The sequence below is a fragment of the Mesorhizobium tamadayense genome (assembly GCF_003863365.1).
Classification (GTDB): domain Bacteria; phylum Pseudomonadota; class Alphaproteobacteria; order Rhizobiales; family Rhizobiaceae; genus Mesorhizobium; species Mesorhizobium tamadayense.
In genome coordinates this window covers 59,796-84,395 of sequence record NZ_RQXT01000023.1, presented here as the reverse complement: position 1 = coordinate 84,395, position 24,600 = coordinate 59,796, and the positions used below count along the sequence as shown (strand labels likewise).

The following is a 24,600-nucleotide window of genomic DNA, read 5'->3' as shown; positions in this document are numbered from 1 at the left end:
GAATAAGGGAGAACCCCCATGGACACTCAAATGCTGATCGGCTCGAGATTCGAGAAGGGCACTGAAACCGAGGAGCCGATCCTCAATCCGAAGACCGGGGCGACCATCCTCAACCTGCCGGAAGCGAGCCCGGCGCAGATCGAGGCGGCGGTGCTTGCGGCCGAAAAGGCCTTCACCACCTGGTCGCGCACCACGCCGGCGCAGCGCTCGGGCTATCTGCTCAAGATCGCCGACCGCATCGAGGCCGAGGCGAAGGAGTTCGCGGCGCTCGAGGCGCTGAACTGCGGCAAGCCGATCAACGCCGTGCTCAACGACGAGATCCCGGCGATCGTCGACTGCTACCGCTTCTTTGCCGGCGCGGTGCGCTCTATGCCCGGCCAGCTCGCGGGCGAATATCTTCCCGGCCACACTTCTATGGTCAGGCGCGACCCGATAGGCATCGTCGCTTCCATCGCGCCCTGGAACTATCCGCTGATGATGATGGCCTGGAAGCTGGCGCCGGCCATCGGCGGCGGCAACACGGTCGTCTTCAAGCCGTCCGAGCAGACGCCGCTGACGACGCTGAAGCTGGCGAAGGTTCTTTCCGAGATCCTGCCCGAAGGCGTGGTCAATGTCGTGCTCGGCCGCGGCGACAGCGTCGGCAACACGCTGATCAACCACCCCAAGATCAACATGATCTCGATCACCGGCGATGTTGCCACCGGCAAGAAGGTGCTGCAGGCGGCGGCCAAGTCGGTCAAGCGCACGCATCTCGAGCTCGGCGGCAAGGCGCCGGTCATCGTCTTCGACGACGCCGACCTCGGCGCCGTGGTCAACGGCCTGCGCGCCTTCGGCTACTACAATGCCGGCCAGGACTGCACCGCCGCCTGCCGCATCTATGCCGGCAAGAAGGTCTACGACAAGCTCGTCGCCGATCTCTCCTCAGCCGTCTCGACCATCAAGTACAACCTGCCCGACGACACCGAGAATGAGATCGGCCCGCTGATCTCGCGCCGCCAGCGCGATCGGGTGTCGAGCTTCGTCGAGCGCGCTTCGGAATTGAAGCACATCGCGATCACCACCGGCGGCAAGCCGGGCGAGGGCTCGGGCTTCTACTACCAGCCGACGGTCGTCGCCGGAGCCTTGCAGGAGGACGAGATCGTGCGCCGCGAGGTGTTCGGCCCGGTCGTCTCGGTCACCCGCTTCTCGGAGGTCGACGAAGCAGTGAGCTGGGCCAACGACAGCGACTACGGCCTTGCCTCGTCGGTGTGGACCAAGGACGTCTCGCGCGCCATGGCGACCGCCGCCCGCCTGCAATATGGCTGCACCTGGATCAACACCCATTTCATGCTGACCAACGAGATGCCGCATGGCGGCCTCAAGCAATCCGGCTACGGCAAGGACATGTCGCTCTACGCGCTGGAGGACTACACCGCCGTCCGCCACGTCATGGTAGCGCACGGCTAGCACCTTTACCTCTCCCCTTGCGGGAGAGGTCGGATTGCCCCGATTTGCTCTTCGCAAATCGGTTGGCAATCAGGGTGAGGGTAAGCTTGAGCCATGCTGGAACACCCTCATCCGACAAGCTTCGCTTCTCTCTTGATGGGGGAAGGTGAAGACGAGCGCGCAGCAAGCATTCAACAAAGGGAGGAAGACAATGCAACGACGCCAGTTTCTGACATCCGCAGCCATCGCCGCCACAGTTTTTGCTGTGACGCCGTCCTTCGCCGGAGATACCGCGCAGTCGGTGGTCGAGGCCTATGTCGCAGCCTGGAATGCGCATGACTCGGCCAAGGCCGCCGGCTACTTCGCCGACGACGTCAGCTATTACGATGCTTCCGTCGGCAAGCCGGTCGCCGGCCGCGAGGTAGCCAAGACCGGCGTGATCGACAACTTCCTGAAAGCTGTTCCCGACGCGGTCTGGACGATGAAAGGCAAGCCTTTGATCGACGGCGACCGCGTGTCCTTCGAATGGGAGTTTTCCGGCACCAACACCGGCGCCTGGGGCGACGGCACGGCCGCGACCGGCAAGAAGTTCTCCATCAAAGGCGCCTCGATGTTCCAGGTCAAGGACGGCAAGATCGCGACCCAGAGCGACTATTACGACGCGCTCGGCTTCTACAAGCAGCTCGGCCTGATGTAGGGCACACTTTCCTTCTCCCCGTTCCACGGGGAGAAGATGGCCCCGAAGGGCCGGATGAGGGGCAGCATCAACCTTGCCGAGGCTGGCGCCGCCGCTCATCTGCCTGCCGGCATCTTTTCCCCGTGAACGGGGAGAAGAACGCAGGCCACTACTCCACGACCCGGAAGATCTGCCAAAGGCTGGTGCCCGAGACGACGTAGGGCTCCAGCTCCTTGCCCCATTTGGCGTGAGCATCGATCTTGGCGATCTTGGCGAAGAACTCTTCCAACTGGGCGAGGGTCTCGACCTGGTGATGCGTCTCGACGGTTGCCTCGCGCGCACCGATCGACCCGGTCATGATCTGGAACTTCAGGTCGGCGATGCCGACTTGCGCGCCGATCTCGCGCTCCCATTGCCGCATCATCTCGATCACGGTCTGCTTATGCCCGAACTTGGCGTCGATCTGCCATCTGGCGCTGAACATCTTCCTTCTCCTCCAAGTTTGCGGCCGAAGCCGCTGTTGATCTACCCGCGCTACTCGTCCCACGCCTGCACGACCGTCTGCCGTGCGATGCGGCCGTTCTTCAGCTCCAGCATCGCCGCGCAGAACACTTTCGTGCCGTCCGGGTAGGCGCAGGCTTGCGTGAAGGCGAGATTGTCGCCGTCGGCAATCGCGGTGTCGACCTTGTGGGTCATCGCGCGGCTGCAGATGTCGTCCCAGAAAATGCTGATCGCCGCGCGCCCGCGGATCTCGCGCGGCCTGCTCGGCGGATTGTTGCGATCGATCACCCGCACCAGCGCATCGTCATTGTAGAAGCTCGACAGCATCTTGCCGTCGCGGCCCTCGATCGCCTTCTTGATCGCGGCGCCGTCCACTGTTTGTGTCTTGGTCAACATTTTTATCTCCCATGGCCCGTCTGATCGGGCGTTCGATTGAAGAGATGCTGCCCGGAGCAAAGCCCCCGGGCAGAGGGGTTTCACTGCGACTTGGCCTTGACGGCCGCGAACACATCGTCGGTCTGCTTCTTGAAGGCGGCGAGGTCGACCTGGCTGCCGTTGAGCATCGTGGACCAATGCCGCACGATCGCGGCCATCGCTATGGCCTCCTTGATCTCCTCGTCCGATGCGCCGTTGAGCTTGGCGGCCTCGGTATGGAAATAGATGCAGTACTGGCAGGGGATCTGCGAGGCCACCGCAAGCCCCATCAGTTCCTTGGTCTTGCCGTCGAGCGCGGTGTTGGGATTGAGCTGCACGCCCTTGATTTCGGCCCATGCGCCGGCGACGGCGACGTCCGGCAATGTCTTGAACATGTCGGGCACCGAGCCGAGCGTCGCCTGGATGTCCTTGTAGGCGGCGGTCGCCGAAGCGTCCTCAGCCTTTGCGGGATTAAGCGCGAACAGCATGCCAACGCCTGCTGCGATCACGAGTGACTTGATAATCCGGCTTGACTTCAGCATTTCATCCTCCGTTCGCAGTGCCCTCACGGCAACGTCGCCTGGCCTGCATGGGAAGAATTCGTAACCGTTAAGGCGCCTCGGCCGCTTCGCCCAAAATCGCCATGGCCCTCATGGCCCGTCCGGGCCAGCCTGCCTGGCCGAAAACGCCGCCGCCGCCGCCCGCGACGGCAGGTCGAGCTTGAGCAATATGTTGGCGACGTGCCGCTTGACCGTATGCTCGCTGAGCTTCAGCTCGGCGGCGATCGCCGCATTGCTCATCCCGTCTGCAATCAGGCTCACCACCTCGCTTTCTCGAGCCGTCAGTGCTGCCGCCTCCATGGCCTTGGGCTTGGGGCGACAGGCCGGTTCCAGATGCTGTTCCGACGTTGCCTTGACCACCGGCAGCGGCTCGCCCAATTCGTCGAGGCTGACGCGGCCGGCATCGACGAAGTGCAGGCCGGAGCCTATCGCCAGCTCTGCGACCAATCGCGAAGCGAGGATGTCGCCGCGCCCGGCATGGGTGGCGAGTTGCATGGTCACCCGCGCCGTCAGGCCCACCGGCTGGCCGCGCATCTCGATCTCGCCGACATGCACGCCCTGCGCGCTCGCGACGCCGATCTGCTGCGCGGCATCGCGCAGCGCCGCCGCGCAGCGTATGGCGCGGGCCGGCCCGTCGAAGCGCGAGATCATCAATTCGCTGTGCGTGCCGGCGACGCGCCCGCCATGACGGCCGACCAGCAGCCGCCACGTTTCCTGGAAGCGCTGGCTGCGCTCGCTCCACATGCGGTCGCCGAGCTTGGTCGTGTCGTAGATGCGCGTCACCAGCAGCGCGGCAAGCACGCGCTCGGTGTCGGCCACCGCCGGCTGGCCGGTCAGGAACTCCTCGACCAGATCGGCCACCCGGTCGACGTCGCCGGTCCAGATCGGATGGTCGCGCCCGGGTATCTCGACGAGCCGCGCGCCATGGATTTTCCTGGCGAGGAAGCGGCTCGCCTCCGGGTCGACGCGCGCGTCGTTGCGGCGATGGATGAGCAGCGTCGGCGCGCTGATTGCGGAGAGGATGCCGCGAACGTCGATCCCGGCATTCATGCGGGTAAGGGCCGCCGCCGCGGTCGGGCTCGCCGACAGCCGCTCGAAGCGTGCCCACCATTGGCCAAAGTGCGTGTCGTCCACGCGGCCCGGCGCGAAATTCGGCAAGGTCGCGCCGGTGCCCCACGAGGTTTCGGCCGTCTCGATGAAGGCTTCCAGACGCTCCGCCGGCATCACCCACTTATGGAAATGCGCGTAGCCGCCATAGAGCGCCAGCGCCCGCGTCCGCTCCGGATAGGTGGCGGCGAACAGCATCGCCATCGGAGCGCCTTCCGAGGCGCCGAGCAGCGCCGCGCGGCCGCTGCCGGCGGCATCCATCACCGCACGCACGTCGTCCATGCGGGTCTCCAGGCTGGGCAGGTGACGGGTGTCGACGCGGTCGGAGAGCCCGGTGCCGCGCTTGTCGAACAGGATCAGCCGCGAGAAGGCCGAGAGCCGCTTCAGCAGGCGGCTGTAGCCTTCGTCTTCCCACTGCAGGTCGAGATTGGAAATGAAGCCCGGCACGAAGACGAGATCGAACGAGCCTTGGCCGACCACCTGATAGGCGATCCGCACATCCCCGCTACGGGCGTATCTGGTCTCGATCGGCCTCACGCAACTGCCCCGCCGGCCAGACGATTTCCTGTCGCCGACCATAGCAGAACCCTGCCGCGCGCGGCAGACAAACTTTAGAGATTGGAAATGTAAGACCTTTGGAGCCCGCGCCCGCGCTCCTACTCGTGCGGAACGGTGCCCCCGGCCTCCGCGGGTCTCGTGTAGCCGAGGCTCTTGTCGGCCTGTTCCGGCGTCAGCGGGCGCTTGATCTTGCCCGAGGCGGCGATCACCAGCTCGTCGAAATCTTCCGCGTCGCCGTCCAGCAGCTCGAAGAACTGCCGCCGCATCCTGGGCTCCCAGAACTTGTTGATGTGCTCGGCAACGCCGGCAATGCCTTCCTCGCGCGGCTTCGAATGGAAGAAGGTCGCTATCTGGTTGGCCATGCGCACCAGCTTTTCCCTGGTGCTGGTGATGTGGTCTTCGTCATGCGACATGCTTGGCAACTCCGCAAGCCACCCGGTCGGGGTGGGTGAAAATATCGAAATCATCGCCGCGCACCAGCGCCACCAGCGTCATGCCGGCGGCTTCCGCCGTGCGGATGGCAAGCGCGGTCGGCGCCGAAACGGCCATGATGATCGGCGCGCCTATTGCCGCCGTCTTCTGCACCATTTCCACAGACACCCGCGAGGTCACCACGACGGCGCCCGTAGCGCCGTCTATGCCGGCCTTCGCCAGCGCGCCGGCGAGCTTGTCCAGCGCGTTGTGTCGGCCGACATCCTCGCGCGCCATGACGATGCCCTTGCCGGGAACGTAGAAGCCCGCGGCATGCACCGCGCCGGTTTCCGTGTGCAGCGGCTGCAGCTTCGACAGCAGCTTGACCGAACGGGTGACGTCGTCAGCCTCAAGCGTAAGCTTCGACGAACCGACCGCGTCGACCGAGCGCATCGCTTCCTCGATCGATTCGATGCCGCAAAGCCCGCAGCCGACCGGCCCGGCAAGCCTGCGCCGGCGCGCCTGGAAGCGCGTGTTCGCCTTGTCCTTCAGCTTTATCTGGATATCGATGCCGGCGCCGAGATCCTCCACTTCGATGGACTCGATCTCACCAGATGCGGAAACGATACCCTCGGTCAGCGAGAATCCGAGCGCGAAATCCTCGAAATCGGCGGGGCTCGCCATCATCACCGCATGGGTGGTGCCGGCGTAGGAGAACGCTACCGGCGTCTCCTCCGGCACCATGCGGTTCGCGGCCGCGGTGCCGCTCGCGCGACGTGCCAGCCGCGAGATTTGCGTCGTGGCTTTGCGGCGCGCGGCCAAGGCTATTCCGCCGCTTCCAGCGGCGCGATGCGGCGGCTCCGGCGGGCCTGCTCGTTATAGTCTTTCTGCCAATCGGTCGGCCCGTTGGACGGCGCCACCTGCACGGCGGTGACCTTGTATTCCGGGCAGTTGGTCGCCCAGTCCGAGAAATCGGTCGTGATCACGTTGGCCTGCGTGTCCGGATGGTGGAACGTCGTGTAGACGACGCCGGGCGAGACGCGGTCGGTGATCAGCGCGCGCAGCGTGGTTTCTCCCGAACGGCTCCCCAGCCGCACCCAGTCGCCGTCGCGGATGCCGCGGTTCTCGGCGTCGTGCGGATGGATCTCCAGCCGGTCCTCGGCATGCCACGTGACGTTCTCGGTGCGCCTGGTCTGCGCGCCGACATTGTATTGCGACAGGATGCGGCCGGTGGTCAGCAGCAGCGGGTAGCGCGGGCCTGTCCGCTCGTCCGTCGCGACATATTCGGTGCGGATGAACTTGCCCTTGCCGCGCACGAAGCCGTCGACATGCATGATCGGGGTGCCGAGCGGCGCCTTCTCGTTGCATGGCCACTGCACCGAGCCGACGCGGTCGAGCAGATCGAAGGAGACGCCGGCGAAGCTCGGCGTCGTCTTGGCGATCTCGTCCATGATCTCGGAAGGATGCGTGTAGTTCCAGTCGAGCCCGATGGCGCGGGCAAGCTCCTGCGTCGCCTCCCAGTCGGCATATCGTGCCTTCGCCTCCAGTACCTTGCGCACCATGTTGATGCGGCGCTCGGCATTGGTGAAGGTGCCGTCCTTCTCGAGGAAGGTCGAGCCCGGCAGGAAGACATGCGCGTAGTTCGCCGTCTCGTTGAGGAAGAGGTCGTGCACGACCACGCATTCCATCGCGGCCAGCCCGGCGGCGACATGCTTGGTGTCGGGGTCGGACTGCAGGATGTCCTCGCCCTGGATGTAGATGCCCTTGAACGAGCCGTCGACGGCGGCGTCCAGCATGTTGGGGATGCGCAGGCCCGGCTCTTCGTCCAGCTTCACGCCCCACAGGCTCTCATAGATATCGCGCACGGCTTCGCCCGAGATGTGTCGATAGCCCGGCAGCTCGTGCGGGAAGGAGCCCATGTCGCACGAGCCCTGCACATTGTTCTGGCCGCGCAGCGGGTTCACGCCGACGCCCGGACGGCCGATATTGCCGGTCGCCATGGCAAGGTTGGCGATCGCCATCACCGTGGTCGAGCCCTGGCTATGTTCCGTCACGCCCAGGCCGTAATAGATCGCGCCGTTGCCGCCGGTGGCGTAGAGCCGCGCAGCACCCCGGATGAGCTCGGGATCGACGCCGGACAGCTTGCCGACGGTTTCCGGGCTGTTTTCCGGCAGGGCGACGAAGGACGCCCAATCCTGGAATTCGGCCCAGTCGCAGCGCTCGCGGATGAAGGCTTCGTCGAACAGGCCCTCGGTGACGACGACATGCGCCAGCGCCGTCAGCACCGCCACGTTGGTGCCGGGCTTGAGCGGCAGGTGATAGTCCGCTTCGACATGCGCCGACTTGACCATCTCGGTGCGGCGCGGATCGAGCACGATCAGCTTGGCGCCCTGGCGCAGCCGCTTCTTCAGCCGCGAGGCGAACACCGGATGAGCGGTGGCGGGATTGGCGCCGATGATGACGGCGACATCAGTGAACTCGACGGAATCGAAATCCTGCGTGCCGGCCGAGGTGCCGTAGGTCTGGCCGAGGCCGTAGCCGGTCGGCGAGTGGCAGACGCGGGCGCAGGTGTCGACATTGTTGTTGCGGAAGCCCTGCCGCACCAGTTTCTGGACGAGATAGGTCTCTTCGTTGGTGCAGCGCGAGGAGGTGATGCCGCCGATGGCGCCGCGTCCATATTGATACTGGATACGGCGGAATTCCTTGGCCGTATGGGCGATCGCCTCTTCCCAGCTCACTTCGCGCCAGGGATCGCTGATCTTCTCGCGGATCATCGGCGACAGGATGCGATCCTTGTGGGTGGCGTAGCCATAGGCGAAGCGGCCCTTCACGCAGCTGTGGCCGTGGTTCGCCTTGCCGTCCTTGTAGGGCATCATGCGGATGACCTCGTCACCCTTCACCTCGGCCTTGAACGAGCAGCCGACGCCGCAATAGGCGCAGGTGGTGACGGCCGAGCGCTCCGGCATGCCCTTCTCGAGCACCGTCTTCTCGCGCAGCGCGTCGGTCGGGCAGGCCTGCACGCAGGCGCCGCAGGACACGCATTCCGAAGCGACGAAGTCCTCGTGCATGCCGGCGACCATGCGCGACTCGAAGCCGCGGCCCTCGATGGTCAGCGCGAAGGTGCCCTGCACCTCTTCGCAAGCCCGCACGCAGCGCGAGCAGACGATGCACTGCGCCGGATCGTAGGTGAAATAGGGGTTGGATTCGTCGCGGGCGATATAGTCGACCGCCAGAGAGCCATGGCCCGGCGCGACGCCATTTTCCTCCTTGACGTGGTTGCGGCCTTCGACGCCATAGCGGTTCTCAGTCAGGCCGACCGACTTCGCCACCGTGTCGAACTCGCTGGCGCCGGTGCCGGCCTTCTCGTTCCAGCCGGTCGGGTGGTCGGAGACGTAGAGCTCCATGACGCCGCGGCGGATGGCGTCGAGCCGGTCGGACTGAGTGCGCACCACCATGCCTTCGCCAACCGGAGTCGTGCAGGAGGCGGGCGTGCCGCCGCGGCCTTCGATCTCGACCAGACAGACGCGGCAGGAGCCGAAGGAGTCCAGCATGTCGGTGGCGCAGAGTTTCGGGATCTCGACGCCGCCTTCCATCGCCGCGCGCATGATCGAGGTGCCTTCCGGAACGGTGATGCTTTGCCCGTCGACGGTCAGCGTGACCTGCTTCGTCGCCTTCGATTCCGGGGTTCCGTAGTCGATCTCTTCGATGAGTGTTGGGAAGTCGGCTTTGATGTTCATCTGCCAGCTCCTATTCAGCAGCCACGCGCGCCGGCGCAGGCTTGAAATCCTCGGGGAAGTGGGTGATCGAGCTCATCACCGGGTAGGGCGTGAAGCCGCCCAGCGCGCAGAGCGATCCGAACTTCATCGTGTTGCAGAGGTCGGTGACCAGGGCGAGGTTCTTCTCCGCCTCGATGCCCGCCGCGACCTTGTCCAGAACCTCCATGCCGCGCGTCGAGCCGAGGCGGCAGGGCGTGCACTTGCCGCAGCTTTCGATGGCGCAGAACTCCATGGCGAAGCGGGCCTGCTTCATCATGTCGGCGCTGTCGTCGAACACGGTGATGCCGGCATGGCCGATCAGCCCGTCCTTGGCGGCGAAGGCCTCATAGTCGAACGGCGTGTCGAACAGCGCGCGCGGGAAATAGGCGCCGAGCGGGCCGCCGACCTGCACCGCCTTCACCGGACGTCCCGAAGCCGTGCCACCGCCGATCTCGTCGACGATCTCGCCCAGCGTCAGGCCGAAAGCCGTCTCGAACAGCCCGCCATGCTTGACGTTGCCGGCGATCTGGATCGGGATCGTGCCGCGCGAGCGGCCCATGCCGAAATCCTTGTAGTAAACGGCGCCCTTGTCCATGATGATGGGCACCGAGGCCAAGCTGATGACGTTGTTGATCACCGTCGGCTTGCCGAACAGCCCTTGGATCGCCGGCAGCGGCGGCTTGGCGCGCACCACGCCGCGCTTGCCTTCCAGGCTGTTCAAGAGCGAGGTTTCCTCGCCGCAGACATAGGCGCCGGCGCCGACGCGGATCTCCATGTCGAAGGCGTTGGGCGAGCCAAGCACATTGACGCCGAGCACGCCCGCTTTGCGGGCGATCGCGACGGCTTTGTTCATCGTCGCCACCGCATGCGGATATTCCGAGCGGATATAGACGAAGCCCTTGGTCGCGCCGGTGGCAATGCCGGCGATCGCCATGCCTTCGATCAGCACGAAGGGATCGCCTTCCATGATCATGCGATCGGCGAAGGTGGCGCTGTCGCCCTCATCGGCGTTGCAGACGATGTATTTGCGCTCGGATGTGGTATCGAGAACCGTCTTCCACTTGATGCCGGTCGGGAAGCCCGCGCCGCCGCGGCCGCGCAGGCCGGATTCGGTGACTTGGCTGACGATGTCGGCGGGTGCCATGGCGACCGCGTTCTGCAGGCCCCTCAGCCCGCCATGCGACTTGTAGCTGTCGAGCGACAGCGGCTCGATGACGCCGCAACGCGCGAAGGTCAGTCGCGTCTGTTTGGCAAGGAAGGGGATCTTGTCGGGCGCGCCGAGCCAGCGCTTGTGATGGCCGCCCTTGAGGAAGCCGCTGTCGAACAGGCTCTTCACGTCCGAAGGCTTCACCGGCCCGTAGGCGACGCGGCCCTCGGCGGTCGCCACCTCGACCATCGGCTCCAGGAAATAGGCGCCGCGCGAGCCGTTGCGCACGATCTTGGCCTCGACGCCGCGCTCCCTGAGCTCCTTCTCGATCGCCCTGGCGACCTTTTCGGCGCCGAGCGCCAGCGCGCCGGAATCCGCAGGGATGTAGATGCGCGGGATCATGGGCGCACCTCCGCGACGATCTCTTCGATCTTCTCGTCGTCGAGCCGGCCTATCACTTCCCCGTCCAGCATCGCCGACGGCGAGCAGGCGCAAAGCCCGAGGCAGTAGACCGGCTCCAGTGTAACCGATCCGTCACGCGTGGTCTCGTGGAAATCGATGCCGAGCAGTTGCTTGACCTTGGCGGCGACGGCGTCCGAGCCCATCGACTGGCAGGCTTCCGCTTGGCAGAGCTTCAGCACATGCCGGCCGGCGGGCTGGGCGCGGAAATCGTGATAGAAGGTGACGACGCCGTGCACTTCGGCCCTGGAGAGGTTCAGCCCGTCGGCGATGACCGGCAGCGCGGCCTGCGGCACATGGCCGAACTCTTCCTGGATGCCGTGGAGGATCGGCAACAGCGGACCTTCGAGGTCCTTCAACTCCTCGATGATCGCCGCCGTGCGCGACGCGATCTCGGTACTTGCAGGCTGCATCGGCATGCAGCGCCCTCCCTGGTCGTGGCGGCCCAATGTATGTCACCCCAACATATAGAGTGGTTTCGGGGTAACGACATGCACAGGGCGCAATATCGCTAAGTGCTTACAAAACCAGAGGAAACCCTCTAGATCAATAAAGCCGATCCGTTGCTTGATAGAAATTTTCTATCAAGGGCGATCGGTCTGCATTGTCTAGCCTAGCGATGGGCGCGGAAATCGTCTGCGAGCGCCATCGCCTCGTCCAGCAGCGCCTGCACCAGCGGCGTGTGCGGCTCGCGCGCCGCCGCCACCAGCCCGACCGTGTGGCTGGCATCCGGCTCGACGATCGGAATGGCGCGGATGGGTTCGGAAAAGCCGAATGTTTCCGCTAGGTTGAGCGGCATGATCGATGACCATTTGCCGGTCCGGATATGCGAGAACAGCACGATCATCGAGTTGGATTCCAGCGTCGGCCGCACCTGCACGCCGGCTTCGGCCAGATGCTGGTCGATGATGCGCCGGTTCTGCATGTCCGGCGTCAAAAGGCAGAGCGGCAGCTGGCTGATCTCGGCCCACGTCACTTTGTCGCGGTCGGAATAGGGGTTCCCGACCGCCGTGATCAGCTGGTAGCGCTCGTCATAGAGCGGCACGCTGGTCACCCGTCCGAGCGGCTCGTTGTCGAGATAGGTGATGCCGGCGTCGACATCGAAATTGCCGAGGAGCGTCAGCACCTCGATCGATGTGCGCGACAGGACAGAGAACGTGACGCCCGGATGCTTTTCGCGGAACGGCGTCGTCAGCCGCGCCACCATGGCCAAAGCGGTGGGGACCGCCGCGATGCGGATACGGCCGGCAAGGCCGCGGCGCGCTGCCCGCATCTCCTCGCGCATCGTTCGTGAGTCGCCGACGATGCGGCGCGCCCACACCAGAACCTGCTGGCCTTCCGGTGTCAGCCCTTGGAAGCGCGAGCCGCGCAGCACCAGCATGACGCCGAGCTGCTCCTCGAGCTGCTTGATGCCGGCCGACAGCGTCGGCTGGGTGACGCCGCACACCTCGGCCGCACGGCCGAAATGCTCCTCCTTGGCTAAGGCGATGAAGAATTCCAGCTTGTCGATCATGCCATCCGATCCGCCACGGTTTCCCAAGGTCGGGGAAATCGCCTTGCCGCGCAAGACACATGCAGTCGGATCAAGACACATGCAATCGGATATCGTCCACACTTTTGAGCCGGCTATCTGTTTTCCCACGCCTCGCATGGCGTTATGTGGGATAAGCGGACGCAGGAGGACGAGATGCTGGGTTGGTTTCGCAAGCTGTTGCCGCGCGAGGATCGCTTCTTCGACCTGTTCGAACGGCACTCACGCACCGTCGTCGGCGGCGCCGAGGCCTTGCAGCAATTGCTTACCGGCAATGACGTCGAGCGCTGGAGCCAGAAGATCATCGATCTCGAGGACGAAGCCGACCACATCACCGCCGAAGTGCTGCTGGCCGTGCGGCGCTCCTTTATCACGCCTTTCGATCGCGGCGACATCAAGGATCTGATCCAGTCGATGGATGATGCCATCGACATGATGCACAAGACCGTCAAGACGGTGAAGCTGTTCGAGAAGACGGAGTTCGACCCGCTGATGCAGGAGATGGGCGCCGTCATCGTCGAAGCCGCCCGATTGGTCGCCGAGGCGATCCCGCTGCTCGGCAAGGTCGGCGCCCACAGCATCCGCCTCAACGCCATTGCCGAGGAGGTCATGCGCGCGGAGGGCCGCGCCGACGACCTGCACGAGCAGGGCCTGAAGGATCTGTTCAAGAAGCATGGCCGCAGCGATCCGATGGCCTATCTGATCGGCTCGGAGATCTATGGCCAGTTGGAAAAGGTGGTCGACCGTTTCGAGGACGTCGCCAACGAGATCAGCGGCATCGTCATCGAGAACGTGTAGCGATGGACGTCACGATCGCCTTTCCCTTGCTGGTCGGCCTCGTCGCCGTGGCGTTGTTCTTCGATTTCCTCAACGGCCTGCACGATGCCGCCAACTCGATCGCGACCATAGTCTCCACCCGTGTGCTCAGGCCGCATTACGCGGTGGTCTGGGCAGCGTTCTTCAATTTCATCGCCTTCCTGTTCTTCGGCCTGCATGTCGCCGAGACGGTGGGAAAGGGCATCATCGACGCCGAGATCGTCACGCCGGCGGTGATCTTCGCCGCATTGGTCGGGGCTATCGTCTGGAACATCGTCACCTGGGTCGCCGGCATTCCGTCAAGCAGCTCGCATGCGCTGATCGGCGGGCTGGTCGGCGCCGGCGTCGCCAAGGCCGGCACGGGCGCCATCGTCTGGTCCGGGCTCGGCAAGACGGTCGCGGCGATCGTGCTCTCGCCGGCGACCGGATTCGTGCTGGCGCTGGTCCTCATCCTCATTGTCTCGTGGCTGTTCGTGCGGCAGACACCGTTCGCAGTCGACAACTCCTTTCGCATCCTGCAGTTCTTCTCGGCCTCGCTCTATTCGCTGGGACACGGCGGCAACGACGCGCAGAAGACCATGGGCATCATCGCCGTGCTGCTCTATTCGCAAGGCATGCTCGGCCAGAGCTTCTACGTGCCGCTCTGGGTGGTCATCACCTGCCAGTCGGCACTGGCGCTGGGCACGCTGTTCGGCGGCTGGCGCATCGTCCACACCATGGGATCGAAGATCACCCGACTGAACCCGATGCAGGGTTTCTGCGCCGAGACCGGCGGCGCCATAACCCTTTTTGCCGCCACGTGGCTCGGCGTCCCGGTGTCGACGACGCACACGATCACCGGCGCCATCATCGGCGTGGGCGCCGCCCGCCGCGTCTCGGCCGTGCGCTGGGGCATTGCCGGCAACATCGTCGTGGCGTGGGTGATCACCCTGCCGGCGACCGCGGCGATTTCGGCGCTCACCTATCTCGCCACCGGGCTGGCGAGATGACGCCTTTGCCCGGCTGAAGCTATTTGCCCACGAGGTTCAGGATGTTGCCGTCGGGATCCTTGAACCAGGCGACCTTCATGCCATAGCCGACGTGGATATCGCCCTCGAGCGTCAGGCCGGGCATGTCGTAGTGCTCGAAGGTGACGCCCTTCGACCGCAGCGACTTGACGATCGGGTCGATCTGGTCGCCGACGGCCCAGGTTACCGCTGTCGCCTTGTTCGTTCCTGCGAATTCCGAACGATAGACGTTGATGAGCGTGTCACCGCTTTTGTAGACGATCAGCTCGCCCTCCATATCGTCCACCTGCTTGAGGCCGAGCGTTTCCTCATAGAAGGCCTTTGCCTTCTCCAGGTCCTTTACCGCGAGATTGGCTGTCGCATTGCTGTTTTCGAGCATGACGGTTTCCTTTCCCTGTTGGCTGCCGCGCCGAAAGACGGGAAAATGGCCTTCGCCTTCCGGCGACCGCGGCCGGTGCGATCGGCCGGGTCTTCCTGGAAGACGTTCGGCTCCCACAAAACCCGACATCCGGATGCAGTTTCTGAGGGCGCATCGCGGCGCGCGTCGTTCCGCCGCTTGGTTGTCGCCGGAAACTGCACTATCTGAACGCCAGAACCCCGAGGAAAGATCATGACCGTTACCAAGGAATCCGTCGTCGAACGCCTGAAGACGGTGAACGGGCCGGACTTCACCGGCAATATCGTCGACCTCGGCATGGTCTCGGAGATTTTCATCGCCGATTCCAAGGTGTTCTTCTCGATCACCGTTCCCGCCGCCCGCGCCCAGGAGCTGGAGCCGCTGCGAGCCGCCGCCGAGCGTGCGGTCAAGGCCATCCCCGGCGTCGCCAACGCCGTCGTCGCGCTGACGGCGGAGAAGAAGGGCGGCGGCATGGAGGCGCCGGTTCGGCCGCGCCCAGCGCCGGGACCGTCCTCGCAGGCAGCGCCTCCGCGACCCGCTCCGCAGGTGGCGCCGCAGCGTCCCGCCCCGCAGGCGCCGGCTTCTCACGGCCACGGCAAGCGCGGCGTGCCCGGCATCGATGCCATCATCGCGGTGGCCTCCGGCAAGGGCGGCGTCGGCAAATCGACCACGGCCGTCAACCTGGCGCTCGGCCTTGCCGCCAATGGATTGAAGGTCGGCGTGCTCGACGCCGACATCTACGGGCCGTCGATGCCGCGGCTGCTCAACATCCATGGCCGGCCGCAGACGGTCGACGGCAAGGTCCTGAAGCCGATGCAGAATTACGGCCTCAAGGTGATGTCGATGGGCTTCCTCGTCGACGAGGAGACGCCGATGATCTGGCGCGGCCCGATGGTGATGTCGGCGCTGACGCAGATGCTGCGCGAGGTCGAATGGGGACCGCTCGACGTGCTGGTGGTCGACATGCCGCCCGGCACTGGCGACGCCCAGCTAACCATGGCCCAGCAGGTGCCGCTTGCCGGCGCCGTCATCGTCTCGACGCCGCAGGACCTCGCGCTCATCGATGCCCGCAAGGGCCTCAACATGTTCAAGAAAGTCGACGTGCCGCTGCTCGGCATCGTCGAGAACATGAGCTATTTCCTCGCGCCAGACACCGGCAAGCGCTACGACATTTTCGGACATGGCGGCGCGCGTCGTGAGGCGGAACGGCTCGGCGTCACCTTCCTCGGCGAGGTGCCGCTCGAAATGGGCATCCGCGAAAGCTCGGACGCCGGCGCACCCGTTGTCGCGTCGAAGCCCGAAGGCGCCGAGGCCAGGATCTATTGTGATATCGCCAAGAAGGTCTGGGATAGGGTAAACGAAGAGCGCGGCGCGGCGGAGGCTGCGGTGCCGTCAATAGTCTTCGAGTAATCCTTTCCCTCAAGCACGAGGGGTCAACCGCCGACTTTCTCTCCAAACGTCGAGAAGAACTGCCCGGCGAGCTTCTTCGATGTCGATTCGATCAGCCGGCTGCCGAGCTGTGCGATCTTGCCGCCGACCTCGGCCTTGGCGGCATATTTCAGGATCGTCGTGTCGGCACCGTCGGCGGTCAGCGTGACGTCGGCGCCGCCCTTGGCGAAGCCGGCGACGCCGCCCTTGCCTTCGCCCTGGATGGTGTAGGAATGTGGCGGCTTGAGATTCTTCAGCGTTACTTCGCCGTTGAAGGTCGCCTTGATAGGTCCGATCTTCAGCACCACGGTCGCGGCCATCTCGGTGTCCGATTTCTTTTCCAGGCTCAGGCAGCCGGGGATCGCCTTCTTGAGGATGTCCGGGTCGTTGAGCGCTTCCCACACTTTCTCGACGGGTGCGGCAATCCGCTCCTCGCCTCCGATCACCAAAGCCATCAAGACCTCCCGATTGCTGATGCCGATTGGTCCTAGCGCGCGGACCATTCTATGTCTATCGCACCAAAGTGCGGGGTCGCGGCGCTCGTGCCTCTTGCTTGCGTGAGCGCGTTGTCATATCGATTTGTCATACAAATACGGAGACCATGATGGCCGGCGCCCCCACCAAGAAGAAGAAATTTCGCTCGCAGGAGTGGTTCGACAACCCCGACAACCCCGGCATGACGGCGCTCTATCTCGAGCGTTACCTCAACTACGGACTGACGCGCGCCGAGCTGATGTCGGGCAAGCCGCTGATCGGCATCGCGCAGACGGGCTCCGACCTCTCGCCCTGCAACCGGCATCACCTCGAGCTCGCCAAGCGCGTGCGCGAGGGCATCGTGTCGATGGGCGGCATCCCGTTCGAGTTCCCGTGCCATCCGATCCAGGAAACCGGCAAGCGCCCGACCGCCGCGCTCGACCGCAACCTCGCCTATCTCAGCCTCGTCGAGGTGCTCTACGGCTATCCGCTCGACGGCGTCGTGCTGACCATCGGCTGCGACAAGACCACGCCCGCGCTCTTGATGGCGGCGGCAACCGTCAATATACCGGCCATCGCGCTTTCGGTCGGGCCGATGCTCAATGGCTGGCACAAGGGCAAGCGCACCGGCTCCGGCACCATCGTGTGGGAATCGCGCCAGCGCCTGTCGGCCGGCGAGATCGACTATGACGAGTTCATGGACATCGTCGCCTCCTCGGCTCCGTCGACCGGCTATTGCAACACCATGGGCACCGCCACCACGATGAACTCGCTGGCCGAGGCGCTCGGCATGCAGCTGCCGGGCTCGGCGGCCATTCCGGCTCCCTATCGCGAGCGCGGCCAGATTTCTTACGAGACCGGCAAGCGCATCGTCGAGATGGTGCATGAGGACCTGAAGCCCTCCGACATCATGACCCGCGAAGCCTTCGAGAACGCCATCGTCGTTAATTCGGCTATCGGCGGCTCGACCAACGCGCCGATCCACCTCAACGCTATTGCCCGCCATCTCGGCGTGCCGCTCGACAATGACGACTGGCAGTCGGTCGGCCTCAACATCCCGCTCCTCGTCAACCTGCAGCCGACGGGCGAATATCTCGGCGAGGACTATCACCATGCCGGCGGCGTGCCGACCGTGGTGGCCGAATTGATGAAGGGCGGGCTGCTGCCGCATCCCGAGGCGGTCACCGTCAACGGCAAGACGATGGGCGACAATTGCCGTGACGCCGTCAACGAGAACCCGGATGTCATCCGCAGCGCCGACAAGCCGCTCAAGGCCAATGCCGGCTTCATCAACCTCAAGGGCAATCTGTTCGATTCCGCGATCATGAAGACCAGCGGCATCTCGCCGGAATTCCGCGAGCGCTACCTCTCCAATCCGAACGACCCGGAGGCCTTCGAAGGCAACGCCATGGTCTTCGACGGCCCGGAGGACTACCACGCCCGCATCGACGATCCGGCACAGGGCATCGACGAGCACACGATCCTGTTCATGCGCGGCGCCGGTCCGGTCGGCTATCCGGGCGGCGCCGAGGTCGTCAACATGCAGCCGCCGGCCTACCTCATCAAGAAGGGCATCCATGCGCTCGCCTGCATCGGCGACGGCCGCCAGTCCGGCACGTCGGGCTCGCCGTCGATCCTCAACGCCTCGCCGGAGGCAGCCATTGGCGGCGGGCTGGCGCTGCTCAAGACCGGCGACCGCGTCCGTATCGATTTGAGGAAAGGCACCGCCAACATCCTCGTCAGCGATGAGGAAATCGCCAGGCGCCGGGCCGAGCTTCAGGCCGATGGCGGCTATCACTATCCCAAGCACCAGACGCCCTGGCAGGAGATTCAGCGCGGCATGGTCGATCAGTTCTCGGCCGGCATGGTGCTGAAGCCGGCGGTGAAGTACCAGGACGTCGCGCATACCAGCGGCGTGCCGCGCGACAACCACTGAGTATCTCACGTCGGGAAATCGAGGGGCGGCTTGCGAAGCGCAGGTCGCCCTTTCTCATGCCCTTGTTTCGGCCGCACCGCACATCCAGATAGGTCTTCTCGACCAATTCTGGGCAAGACCATCATGACCACGCGGCGCTCATCCCTCGGCTTCCTCGGCATGTTCGGCCGCTCGGGCGACCTGCGGCAGCTGGATGATGCCCTGCGCCAGGCCGACCTGCATCCGGCGCTGGTGCCGGAAGGTGTAAAGCTCACCATCGTCAATCTGATGAACGATCGCTGGCCGGACGAGCCGCCGGCCGAGGCCTATGCGTCCGTGGCGCAACTGTGCAGCTATTGCGTTGCCGGACCGGAAACCTTCGAGCAGGCCAATGGTCCGGAACGAACCCTGGAAGCCGGGCGCCGCATCGAGGCGGCGCTCGAAGCCGGCGACAGCTTCGACGCGCAGATCGTGCTGATGACGCTGCATGCCAAGCTGATCAACGCCGAGGTCGTCGAGCGCTACGGGCTGAGCGCGGAGTGAGTGCGGAGGGATCAGCCGCCCATCTTGTTGCGCGGCAGCTTGATCATCTCGCCGAAGCGCGCGCGCAACTTGTCGTCGACGAGCCGCGACACGTGGCGCGGGAAACGCTCGGCCAGCACGCGCTTCTTCTCGGCGATCGCCCGCTGCAATATGTCGGGCCGGCCCTTCTCGTTCCACTCCTTGGGCGAGAAACGGTCGCCGACGGCGGGATAAAAATATTCGGTCTGCATCAGCTTCAGCGTCTGCTCGTTGCCGAGATAGTGGCCCGGCCCTTTGAGGCAGACATCGGCGATGGTGTCGATCGACAGCGCCGCGTCGGTCACCTCGATGCCGCGCACGCAGCGCAGGCAGTGGCCGAGCATGTCGTTGTCGATGATCAGGCTTTCGAGGCAGAAGCCGAGCAGCGAGGCATGCATGCCGGCCGATTCATAGACAAGGTTGAGGCCGGCAAGACCCGCCATCACATTGGTGATGCCTTTCTCGTAGCCGGACTGGATGTCGGGCAGCTTCGAGTCCGTCATGCCGGCGGCAGAGCCACCCGGCAGGTCGTAATATTGCGCCATCTGCGCGCAGGCCGCGGTCAGCACCGACTGCTCGGCCGAGCCGCCGGACATGGCGCCGGTCCTGAGGTCGGAGACGAACGGCCAGGTGCCGAAGATCGCCGGATGGCCGGGTTTTATTGCGTTGACGTAGACCAGGCCCATCAGCACTTCGGCCACCGCCTGCACGACGGCGCCGGCAATCGCAGCAGGAGCCGTGGCGCCGGCCTGGCCGGCCGACAACAGCAGGATCGGGATGCCGCCCTCGACGCAGGCTTCGAGCACGCCGCAGGCGTCCTCGGCGAATTTCATCGGCGGCACGACGAAGCAGTTCGAGTTGGACACGAACGGCCGCGCCCGGAAATTCTCCTCGCCGCCGGCGATCGCGTAGAGCATCTCCAGCGCCGGCTTGACGTTCTCGCGCACCGTAAACGAGGTGCCGACATGTTTCGACGTCCCCATCACGCAGGCATAGAGCGTGTTGAAATCCATCTCGAGCGGATCGGGAATGTCGCGCGGCACCATGGTGCGCTGGAAGAAATGGATGTTGTCGAGCCCGTCGACCAGCCGGGCGGCGTCGTAGATGTCCTGCAACTGCGATTCGCGATACTCGCGCTTCTCGACATCGACCAGATGCACCGCCGCGCCCGCCGTGCCGTAATGCACACGCTTGCCCTGGATCACCATGTCGTGCTTGGGGTCCTGGCCGTGAAGCGTGAAGTGGCGCGCCGCTTGTCTGATCGTGTCGAGCACCAGCGCTCGCGGCAGGCGGATGCGGCCGTCGTCGCCGTAGGTGCCGCCGACCCTGGTCAGCACCTCGATGCAGGAGGGAACGGCATTGGCGAAGCCGACCGTTTCCAGGAGCGTCAGGACAGCCTCGTGGATGCGCTCGCGGTCGTTCTGGCTCAATGGCCCGTAGCTGCCGCCTTCGAGGCCGGGCCGCACCGGACGGATGTCGTCGGCGAGCGGCGCAGCCCGCATCGCACGGCGCGCTTCGCGCCCGCCGGACCGCCGCGAACGCTGGTCCGACGACGCTTCCTGCTTCTCAACAGCCACTGACATGGAAAGCACTCCACCTTTAGTTCTTAGGGGCAGGATACGCGGCGGTTGGTCCACCATCGGCCTGCCTCGTCCCCTTTAGAGCGCCGCGCGTCCCCTTGGACGCGCAAAGGACGCTCTAAGACTTTTTATTGCTTTGCGCATGATCTTTTCCGGAACCGGAAACCGGTTCCGGGGTCATGCGCTGTGCCTCGACTATGCCGCCGGCATTGGCACAGCCTATGAGCCAGCCAACCCCGTCGAATATGCCAGGATGCTAAAGCAGGGAGAGAGTCGTGCCAAAGCAAAAGGGAGCCGGCGCGGGCCGGCTCCCTTTCATGATCCGTCGGTGGTCAGGCGGCAGCGGGCCTGCGGCCGGCTGCCGTGGCGAGCTCGCGGATACCGGGCTCGATGTGCTGCAGCGAGATCGAGGAGATGCCCAAGCGCATGAAACGAGAGGGCTTTTCGCTGCGGTCGAAGAACCGGTCGCCGGGTTCGATGATGACGCTGCGCGAAGCGGCCGCTTCGGCGAGCCCTCGTGAATCGGTGCCGCGCGGCCCTTCCAGCCAGAGCGATGTGCCGCCCGCCGAGTCGGTCGAACGCCACTCTGGCAGGAAAGCGGAAATCGCATGGACCAGACGCTTGCGCCGCTCGTCGAAAGCGGCGGAGAGCCTGCGCACCAGCGCCTCGTGATGGCCGAGCGACAGGAACAGCGCCACCGCGCGCTGGTTGTTCGCCGGCGGGTGCCGAAGCATGAAGCGGCGCAGCGCCCGAAGCTCGGCGATCAACCCGGCCGAGGCGACGATGTAGCCAAGCCTCAGGCCCGGAGCCAGCGTCTTCGACATCGAGCCGACATAGACGACGCGGCCCGAACGGTCGAGGCTCTTCAGCGCCTGCTGCGGCGCCTCGTCGAGAAGCTGGCTGTCATAGCCGTCCTCGATGATGATCTGGTTGTGGCGGTTGGCACGCGCCAGAAGATCCTGCCGCCGCTCCGCCGACAGCGGCACCATGGTCGGGCAATGGTGGCTGGGGGTGACGAAGACGAAGCCGGAATCGCTGGGGATTGCCGAGGTCACGATGCCTGACTGGTCGACTGGAACCGGCTGGATGTCGGCGCCGGCCAGCCGGAAGATCGAGCGGGCGTCGGGATAGCCCGGATCCTCCATCGCCACCTTCGAGCCCTTGGTCATCAGCAGCGTGGCGAGCATGTAGAGCGCGTTCTGCGCGCCCAGCGTCACGATGATCTCGTCCGGATTGGCGAAGATGCCGCGGCGCGGCAAAAGCCGGGCCTGGATCTGCTCGATCAGCAGCGGATCGTCCCGGTCCACCATGTCGGATGCCCAGTTGCGGATCTCCAGCACCGCGAGCGCCATGCGGTTGCACTCGCGCCATTCGGCGGTCGGGAACAGCGCCGGGTCGAACTGGCCGTAGACGAAGGGATAGGAGGACTTGATCCAGTTGTCGTGTTTGGCCGGCGGCGGCATGTCGCTGGCGGCGATCTGCCGGCGCGCCTTCCAGTCGATCTCGTTCTGCTGGTCGGGCGCCTTCTGGTGCGGCTTGGCGGGGGTGGCCAGCACGTCCGGATTGACGAAATGGCCGCGCCGCTCGCGCGCCACCAGAAAACCCTGGTCGACCAGCTGCTGGAAGGCAAGCACCACCGTGCCGCGGGCAACGCCAAGTTTTTCCGCCAGAATCCGGCAGGACGGCAGCGGCATCGAAGCGGCAATTTGTCGGTCGAGGATGGCTGCGACGATCGCCTGGCGGATCTGTGCCTGGAGGGTTTGTCCGGATTCGGCCGAAATCCGGAACAGGCCGGACCATATGGCCGTGTCATTGCGCTGTGGCATGGGAGGTCTTCCTCGGATGGCCAGCTGTTTTCACTTGGCTGGACCAGTCGAGTGTAGGGGTGGCACAAGGGGTTGCGCCAATCAATTTTTCTGATCGCTGGGATTTATGCCAGTGATCCATTGGTCACGAAAGTGATGCATTCGTCGCGAAATGGGCCTGCGGCGCATCATAAAAATGTGATGCGGTGCGACATCGAGGCGCGACGCCTTGCGTCATCGAGGTGTGACGTCTTACGTCATCGCCCTGGCGCTTGAACGAAATGGAAATCGCTCAATAGAGCGTGACGCCTTGCGTCATCGCTTCGCTTGAACGGAATGGAAATCGGCTCAATAAAATGTCGCGACGACACGCGCCGGAAACATCCCGCCTGTTAAGATCAGTGTAAAAACCCGCCAGGAGCCCGCCAGTGGATCAGTCAGCCTTCGACAAGCAGGTCACCGCTCTGCGTGAGCAGCGCGCGGCAGCAAAGGGCACAATGCGCGAAGCCTTCGCCGCCGATCCCAACCGCTTCGAGAGGTTTTCCGCCACCGACGGCGATCTTCTGCTCGACTGGTCGAAATGCGCGGTCGATGCCGGCACGATGGCGATGCTTGAGAAACTTGCGGGCGCCGCCGACCTCGAAGGCCGTCGCGCCGCGATGTTCGAAGGCAAGAAGATCAACATCACCGAAGGCCGCGCGGTGCTGCACACCGCGCTGCGCAACCTGACCGGCAAAGGCGTCGTGGTCGATGGCCAGGACACGAAGGCCGATGTGATTGCCGTGCTCGACGCGATGAGCGCCTTCGCCGATGCCATCCGCTCCGGCAAGGCGGCCGGCGCCACCGGCAAGAAGATCACCGACATCGTCAATATCGGCATCGGCGGCTCAGATCTCGGTCCGGCAATGGTCACGCTGGCGCTGGCGCCCTACCATGACGGGCCTCGTGCGCATTACGTCTCCAATGTCGACGGCGCTCACATCCACGACACGCTGAAGGGCCTGTCCCCCGAAACGACGCTTTTCATCGTGGCTTCCAAGACCTTCACAACCGTCGAGACGATGACCAACGCCGAGACGGCGCGCAAATGGGTGGAGAAGGCGCTGGGCAAGGAGGCGATCGGCAAGCATTTCGCCGCCGTCTCGACCGCGCTCGAGTTGGTGTCGAAGTTCGGCATCGAAAAGGACCGCGTCTTCGGTTTCTGGGACTGGGTCGGCGGCCGCTACTCGGTCTGGAGCGCCATCGGCCTGCCGGTGATGATCGCCATCGGCCCGCGCAACTTCCGCGCCTTCCTCGACGGCGCGCATGAGATGGACGAGCATTTCCGTTCAGCACCCCTGCAAAAGAACCTGCCTGTCTTGCTGGGCCTGATCGGCTGGTGGCACCGGGTCGCCTGTAATTACCCGGCCTGTGCCGTCATTCCCTACGACCAGCGCCTTTCGCGCCTGCCGGCCTATCTGCAGCAACTCGACATGGAATCGAACGGCAAGAGCGTGACCTTGGACGGCGGCGCGGTTACCACGCCCACCGGTCCGCTGGTCTGGGGCGAGCCCGGCACCAACGGCCAGCATGCGTTCTTCCAGCTCCTCCATCAGGGCACCGATTTCATCCCGGTCGAGTTCCTCGCTGCCGCCGTCAGCCATGAGCCGGAACTGAAGACCCACCACGATCTGCTGCTCGCCAACTGCCTTGCGCAGTCGGAGGCCTTCATGAAGGGCCGCACTTTGGAAGAGGCTCGCGCGCAGATGCTGGCCAAGGGCATGAAGCCCGCCGACGTCGACCGCATCGCGCCGCACCGCGTCTTTTCGGGCAACCGTCCCTCGCTCACCATCCTCTATCGGAAGCTCGATCCGCGCACGCTCGGCCGGCTGATCGCGCTTTACGAGCACCGCGTCTTCGTCGAGGGCACGCTGTTCAACATCAACTCGTTCGACCAATGGGGTGTCGAACTTGGCAAGGAATTGGCGACAGGCCTGCTGCCTGTCGTGGAAGGCAAGGAGACTGCCGCAAAACGCGACGCCTCGACTGCCGGACTGGTGGCTCATATCCACCAATTGCGCGGCGCGGAGTAAA

At 64.8% G+C, this 24,600-nt stretch carries 22 protein-coding genes; 8 read left to right on the top strand and 14 right to left on the bottom strand.

Annotated elements, in window-relative coordinates:
* The first annotated feature begins 18 nt into the window (after positions 1 to 18).
* The gene (locus tag EH240_RS19175) at positions 19 to 1,446 is read left to right on the top strand and encodes a gamma-aminobutyraldehyde dehydrogenase (RefSeq protein ID WP_125001294.1); all 1,428 of its coding nucleotides are present in this window, start codon (positions 19 to 21) and stop codon (positions 1,444 to 1,446) included.
* A 190-nt stretch (positions 1,447 to 1,636) separates the two neighbouring features.
* Positions 1,637 to 2,122: an ester cyclase gene (locus tag EH240_RS19170; RefSeq protein WP_125001291.1), complete on the top strand. Its 486-nt coding sequence runs from the start codon at positions 1,637 to 1,639 to the stop codon at positions 2,120 to 2,122.
* Between the two features lie 148 nt (positions 2,123 to 2,270).
* On the opposite strand, the gene EH240_RS19165 is transcribed toward EH240_RS19170, so the two are convergent.
* The 10 genes from EH240_RS19165 to EH240_RS19120 all read right to left on the bottom strand — a co-directional run bounded on the left by EH240_RS19165 (position 2,271) and on the right by EH240_RS19120 (position 12,526).
* Positions 2,271 to 2,585, bottom strand: coding sequence for a hypothetical protein (locus EH240_RS19165; protein WP_125001288.1), 315 nt, complete (start codon positions 2,583 to 2,585; stop codon positions 2,271 to 2,273).
* Between the two features lie 50 nt (positions 2,586 to 2,635).
* Positions 2,636 to 2,998: a nuclear transport factor 2 family protein gene (locus tag EH240_RS19160; RefSeq protein WP_125001285.1), complete on the bottom strand. Its 363-nt coding sequence runs from the start codon at positions 2,996 to 2,998 to the stop codon at positions 2,636 to 2,638.
* An 80-nt stretch (positions 2,999 to 3,078) separates the two neighbouring features.
* Positions 3,079 to 3,558, bottom strand: coding sequence for a carboxymuconolactone decarboxylase family protein (locus tag EH240_RS19155; RefSeq protein WP_125001282.1), 480 nt, complete (start codon positions 3,556 to 3,558; stop codon positions 3,079 to 3,081).
* A gap of 108 nt (positions 3,559 to 3,666) precedes the next feature.
* Complete coding sequence (locus EH240_RS19150; RefSeq protein WP_125001279.1) at positions 3,667 to 5,220, bottom strand: alpha/beta fold hydrolase; 1,554 nt, start codon at positions 5,218 to 5,220, stop codon at positions 3,667 to 3,669.
* A 119-nt stretch (positions 5,221 to 5,339) separates the two neighbouring features.
* Entirely contained in the window at positions 5,340 to 5,654 is a 315-nt protein-coding gene (locus tag EH240_RS19145) for a formate dehydrogenase subunit delta (RefSeq protein ID WP_125001276.1), read from the bottom strand.
* Positions 5,644 to 6,474, bottom strand: a complete 831-nt coding sequence (gene fdhD, locus EH240_RS19140) for a formate dehydrogenase accessory sulfurtransferase FdhD (RefSeq protein WP_125001273.1) — start codon at positions 6,472 to 6,474, stop codon at positions 5,644 to 5,646. Before fdhD ends, EH240_RS19145 begins: the two co-directional genes overlap by 11 nt.
* Positions 6,475 to 6,476: 2 nt before the next feature.
* A complete protein-coding gene (gene fdhF, locus EH240_RS19135; protein ID WP_125001271.1) occupies positions 6,477 to 9,389 on the bottom strand; it encodes a formate dehydrogenase subunit alpha in 2,913 nt (970 codons plus the stop codon).
* A 10-nt stretch (positions 9,390 to 9,399) separates the two neighbouring features.
* Entirely contained in the window at positions 9,400 to 10,956 is a 1,557-nt protein-coding gene (locus EH240_RS19130; RefSeq protein ID WP_125001268.1) for a formate dehydrogenase beta subunit, read from the bottom strand.
* On the bottom strand, positions 10,953 to 11,432 hold the full coding sequence (locus EH240_RS19125) for a formate dehydrogenase subunit gamma (RefSeq protein ID WP_125001265.1): 480 nt from the start codon (positions 11,430 to 11,432) through the stop codon (positions 10,953 to 10,955). Before EH240_RS19125 ends, EH240_RS19130 begins: the two co-directional genes overlap by 4 nt.
* A 194-nt stretch (positions 11,433 to 11,626) precedes the next feature.
* Positions 11,627 to 12,526 (bottom strand): LysR family transcriptional regulator, encoded by a 900-nt coding sequence (locus EH240_RS19120; protein ID WP_125001262.1) that lies wholly within the window; start codon positions 12,524 to 12,526, stop codon positions 11,627 to 11,629.
* 174 nt (positions 12,527 to 12,700) lie between these two features.
* On the opposite strand from EH240_RS19120, the gene EH240_RS19115 reads away from it, so the two are divergent.
* Both EH240_RS19115 and EH240_RS19110 read left to right on the top strand, forming a co-directional pair.
* Entirely contained in the window at positions 12,701 to 13,342 is a 642-nt protein-coding gene (locus EH240_RS19115; protein ID WP_125001259.1) for a DUF47 domain-containing protein, read from the top strand.
* Positions 13,343 to 13,344: 2 nt separating this feature from the next.
* Positions 13,345 to 14,349, top strand: a complete 1,005-nt coding sequence (locus EH240_RS19110; RefSeq protein ID WP_125001256.1) for an inorganic phosphate transporter — start codon at positions 13,345 to 13,347, stop codon at positions 14,347 to 14,349.
* Between the two features lie 19 nt (positions 14,350 to 14,368).
* Here the strand turns inward: EH240_RS19110 and EH240_RS19105 are convergent, their stop codons facing one another.
* The gene (locus EH240_RS19105) at positions 14,369 to 14,746 is read right to left on the bottom strand and encodes a VOC family protein (protein WP_125001253.1); all 378 of its coding nucleotides are present in this window, start codon (positions 14,744 to 14,746) and stop codon (positions 14,369 to 14,371) included.
* A gap of 231 nt (positions 14,747 to 14,977) precedes the next feature.
* Here EH240_RS19105 and EH240_RS19100 point away from each other — a divergent pair, with 231 nt between their 5' ends.
* On the top strand, positions 14,978 to 16,174 hold the full coding sequence (locus EH240_RS19100) for an Mrp/NBP35 family ATP-binding protein (RefSeq protein ID WP_125001250.1): 1,197 nt from the start codon (positions 14,978 to 14,980) through the stop codon (positions 16,172 to 16,174).
* A 23-nt stretch (positions 16,175 to 16,197) separates the two neighbouring features.
* Here EH240_RS19100 and EH240_RS19095 read toward each other — a convergent pair whose 3' ends face one another.
* Complete coding sequence (locus tag EH240_RS19095) at positions 16,198 to 16,647, bottom strand: SRPBCC family protein (RefSeq protein WP_125001246.1); 450 nt, start codon at positions 16,645 to 16,647, stop codon at positions 16,198 to 16,200.
* A 149-nt stretch (positions 16,648 to 16,796) separates the two neighbouring features.
* On the opposite strand from EH240_RS19095, the gene EH240_RS19090 reads away from it, so the two are divergent.
* Positions 16,797 to 18,602, top strand: a complete 1,806-nt coding sequence (locus EH240_RS19090) for an IlvD/Edd family dehydratase (protein ID WP_125001243.1) — start codon at positions 16,797 to 16,799, stop codon at positions 18,600 to 18,602.
* 123 nt (positions 18,603 to 18,725) lie between these two features.
* Positions 18,726 to 19,124: a hypothetical protein gene (locus tag EH240_RS19085; RefSeq protein ID WP_125001240.1), complete on the top strand. Its 399-nt coding sequence runs from the start codon at positions 18,726 to 18,728 to the stop codon at positions 19,122 to 19,124.
* 11 nt (positions 19,125 to 19,135) lie between these two features.
* On the opposite strand, the gene EH240_RS19080 is transcribed toward EH240_RS19085, so the two are convergent.
* Both EH240_RS19080 and pdxR read right to left on the bottom strand, forming a co-directional pair.
* Positions 19,136 to 20,725, bottom strand: a complete 1,590-nt coding sequence (locus EH240_RS19080; RefSeq protein WP_125001237.1) for a trimethylamine methyltransferase family protein — start codon at positions 20,723 to 20,725, stop codon at positions 19,136 to 19,138.
* A 329-nt stretch (positions 20,726 to 21,054) separates the two neighbouring features.
* Entirely contained in the window at positions 21,055 to 22,548 is a 1,494-nt protein-coding gene (pdxR, locus tag EH240_RS19075; protein ID WP_125001234.1) for a MocR-like pyridoxine biosynthesis transcription factor PdxR, read from the bottom strand.
* A gap of 407 nt (positions 22,549 to 22,955) precedes the next feature.
* Here pdxR and pgi point away from each other — a divergent pair, with 407 nt between their 5' ends.
* Positions 22,956 to 24,599: a glucose-6-phosphate isomerase gene (gene pgi, locus EH240_RS19070; RefSeq protein WP_125001231.1), complete on the top strand. Its 1,644-nt coding sequence runs from the start codon at positions 22,956 to 22,958 to the stop codon at positions 24,597 to 24,599.
* The last annotated feature ends 1 nt before the right edge of the window (position 24,600 follow it).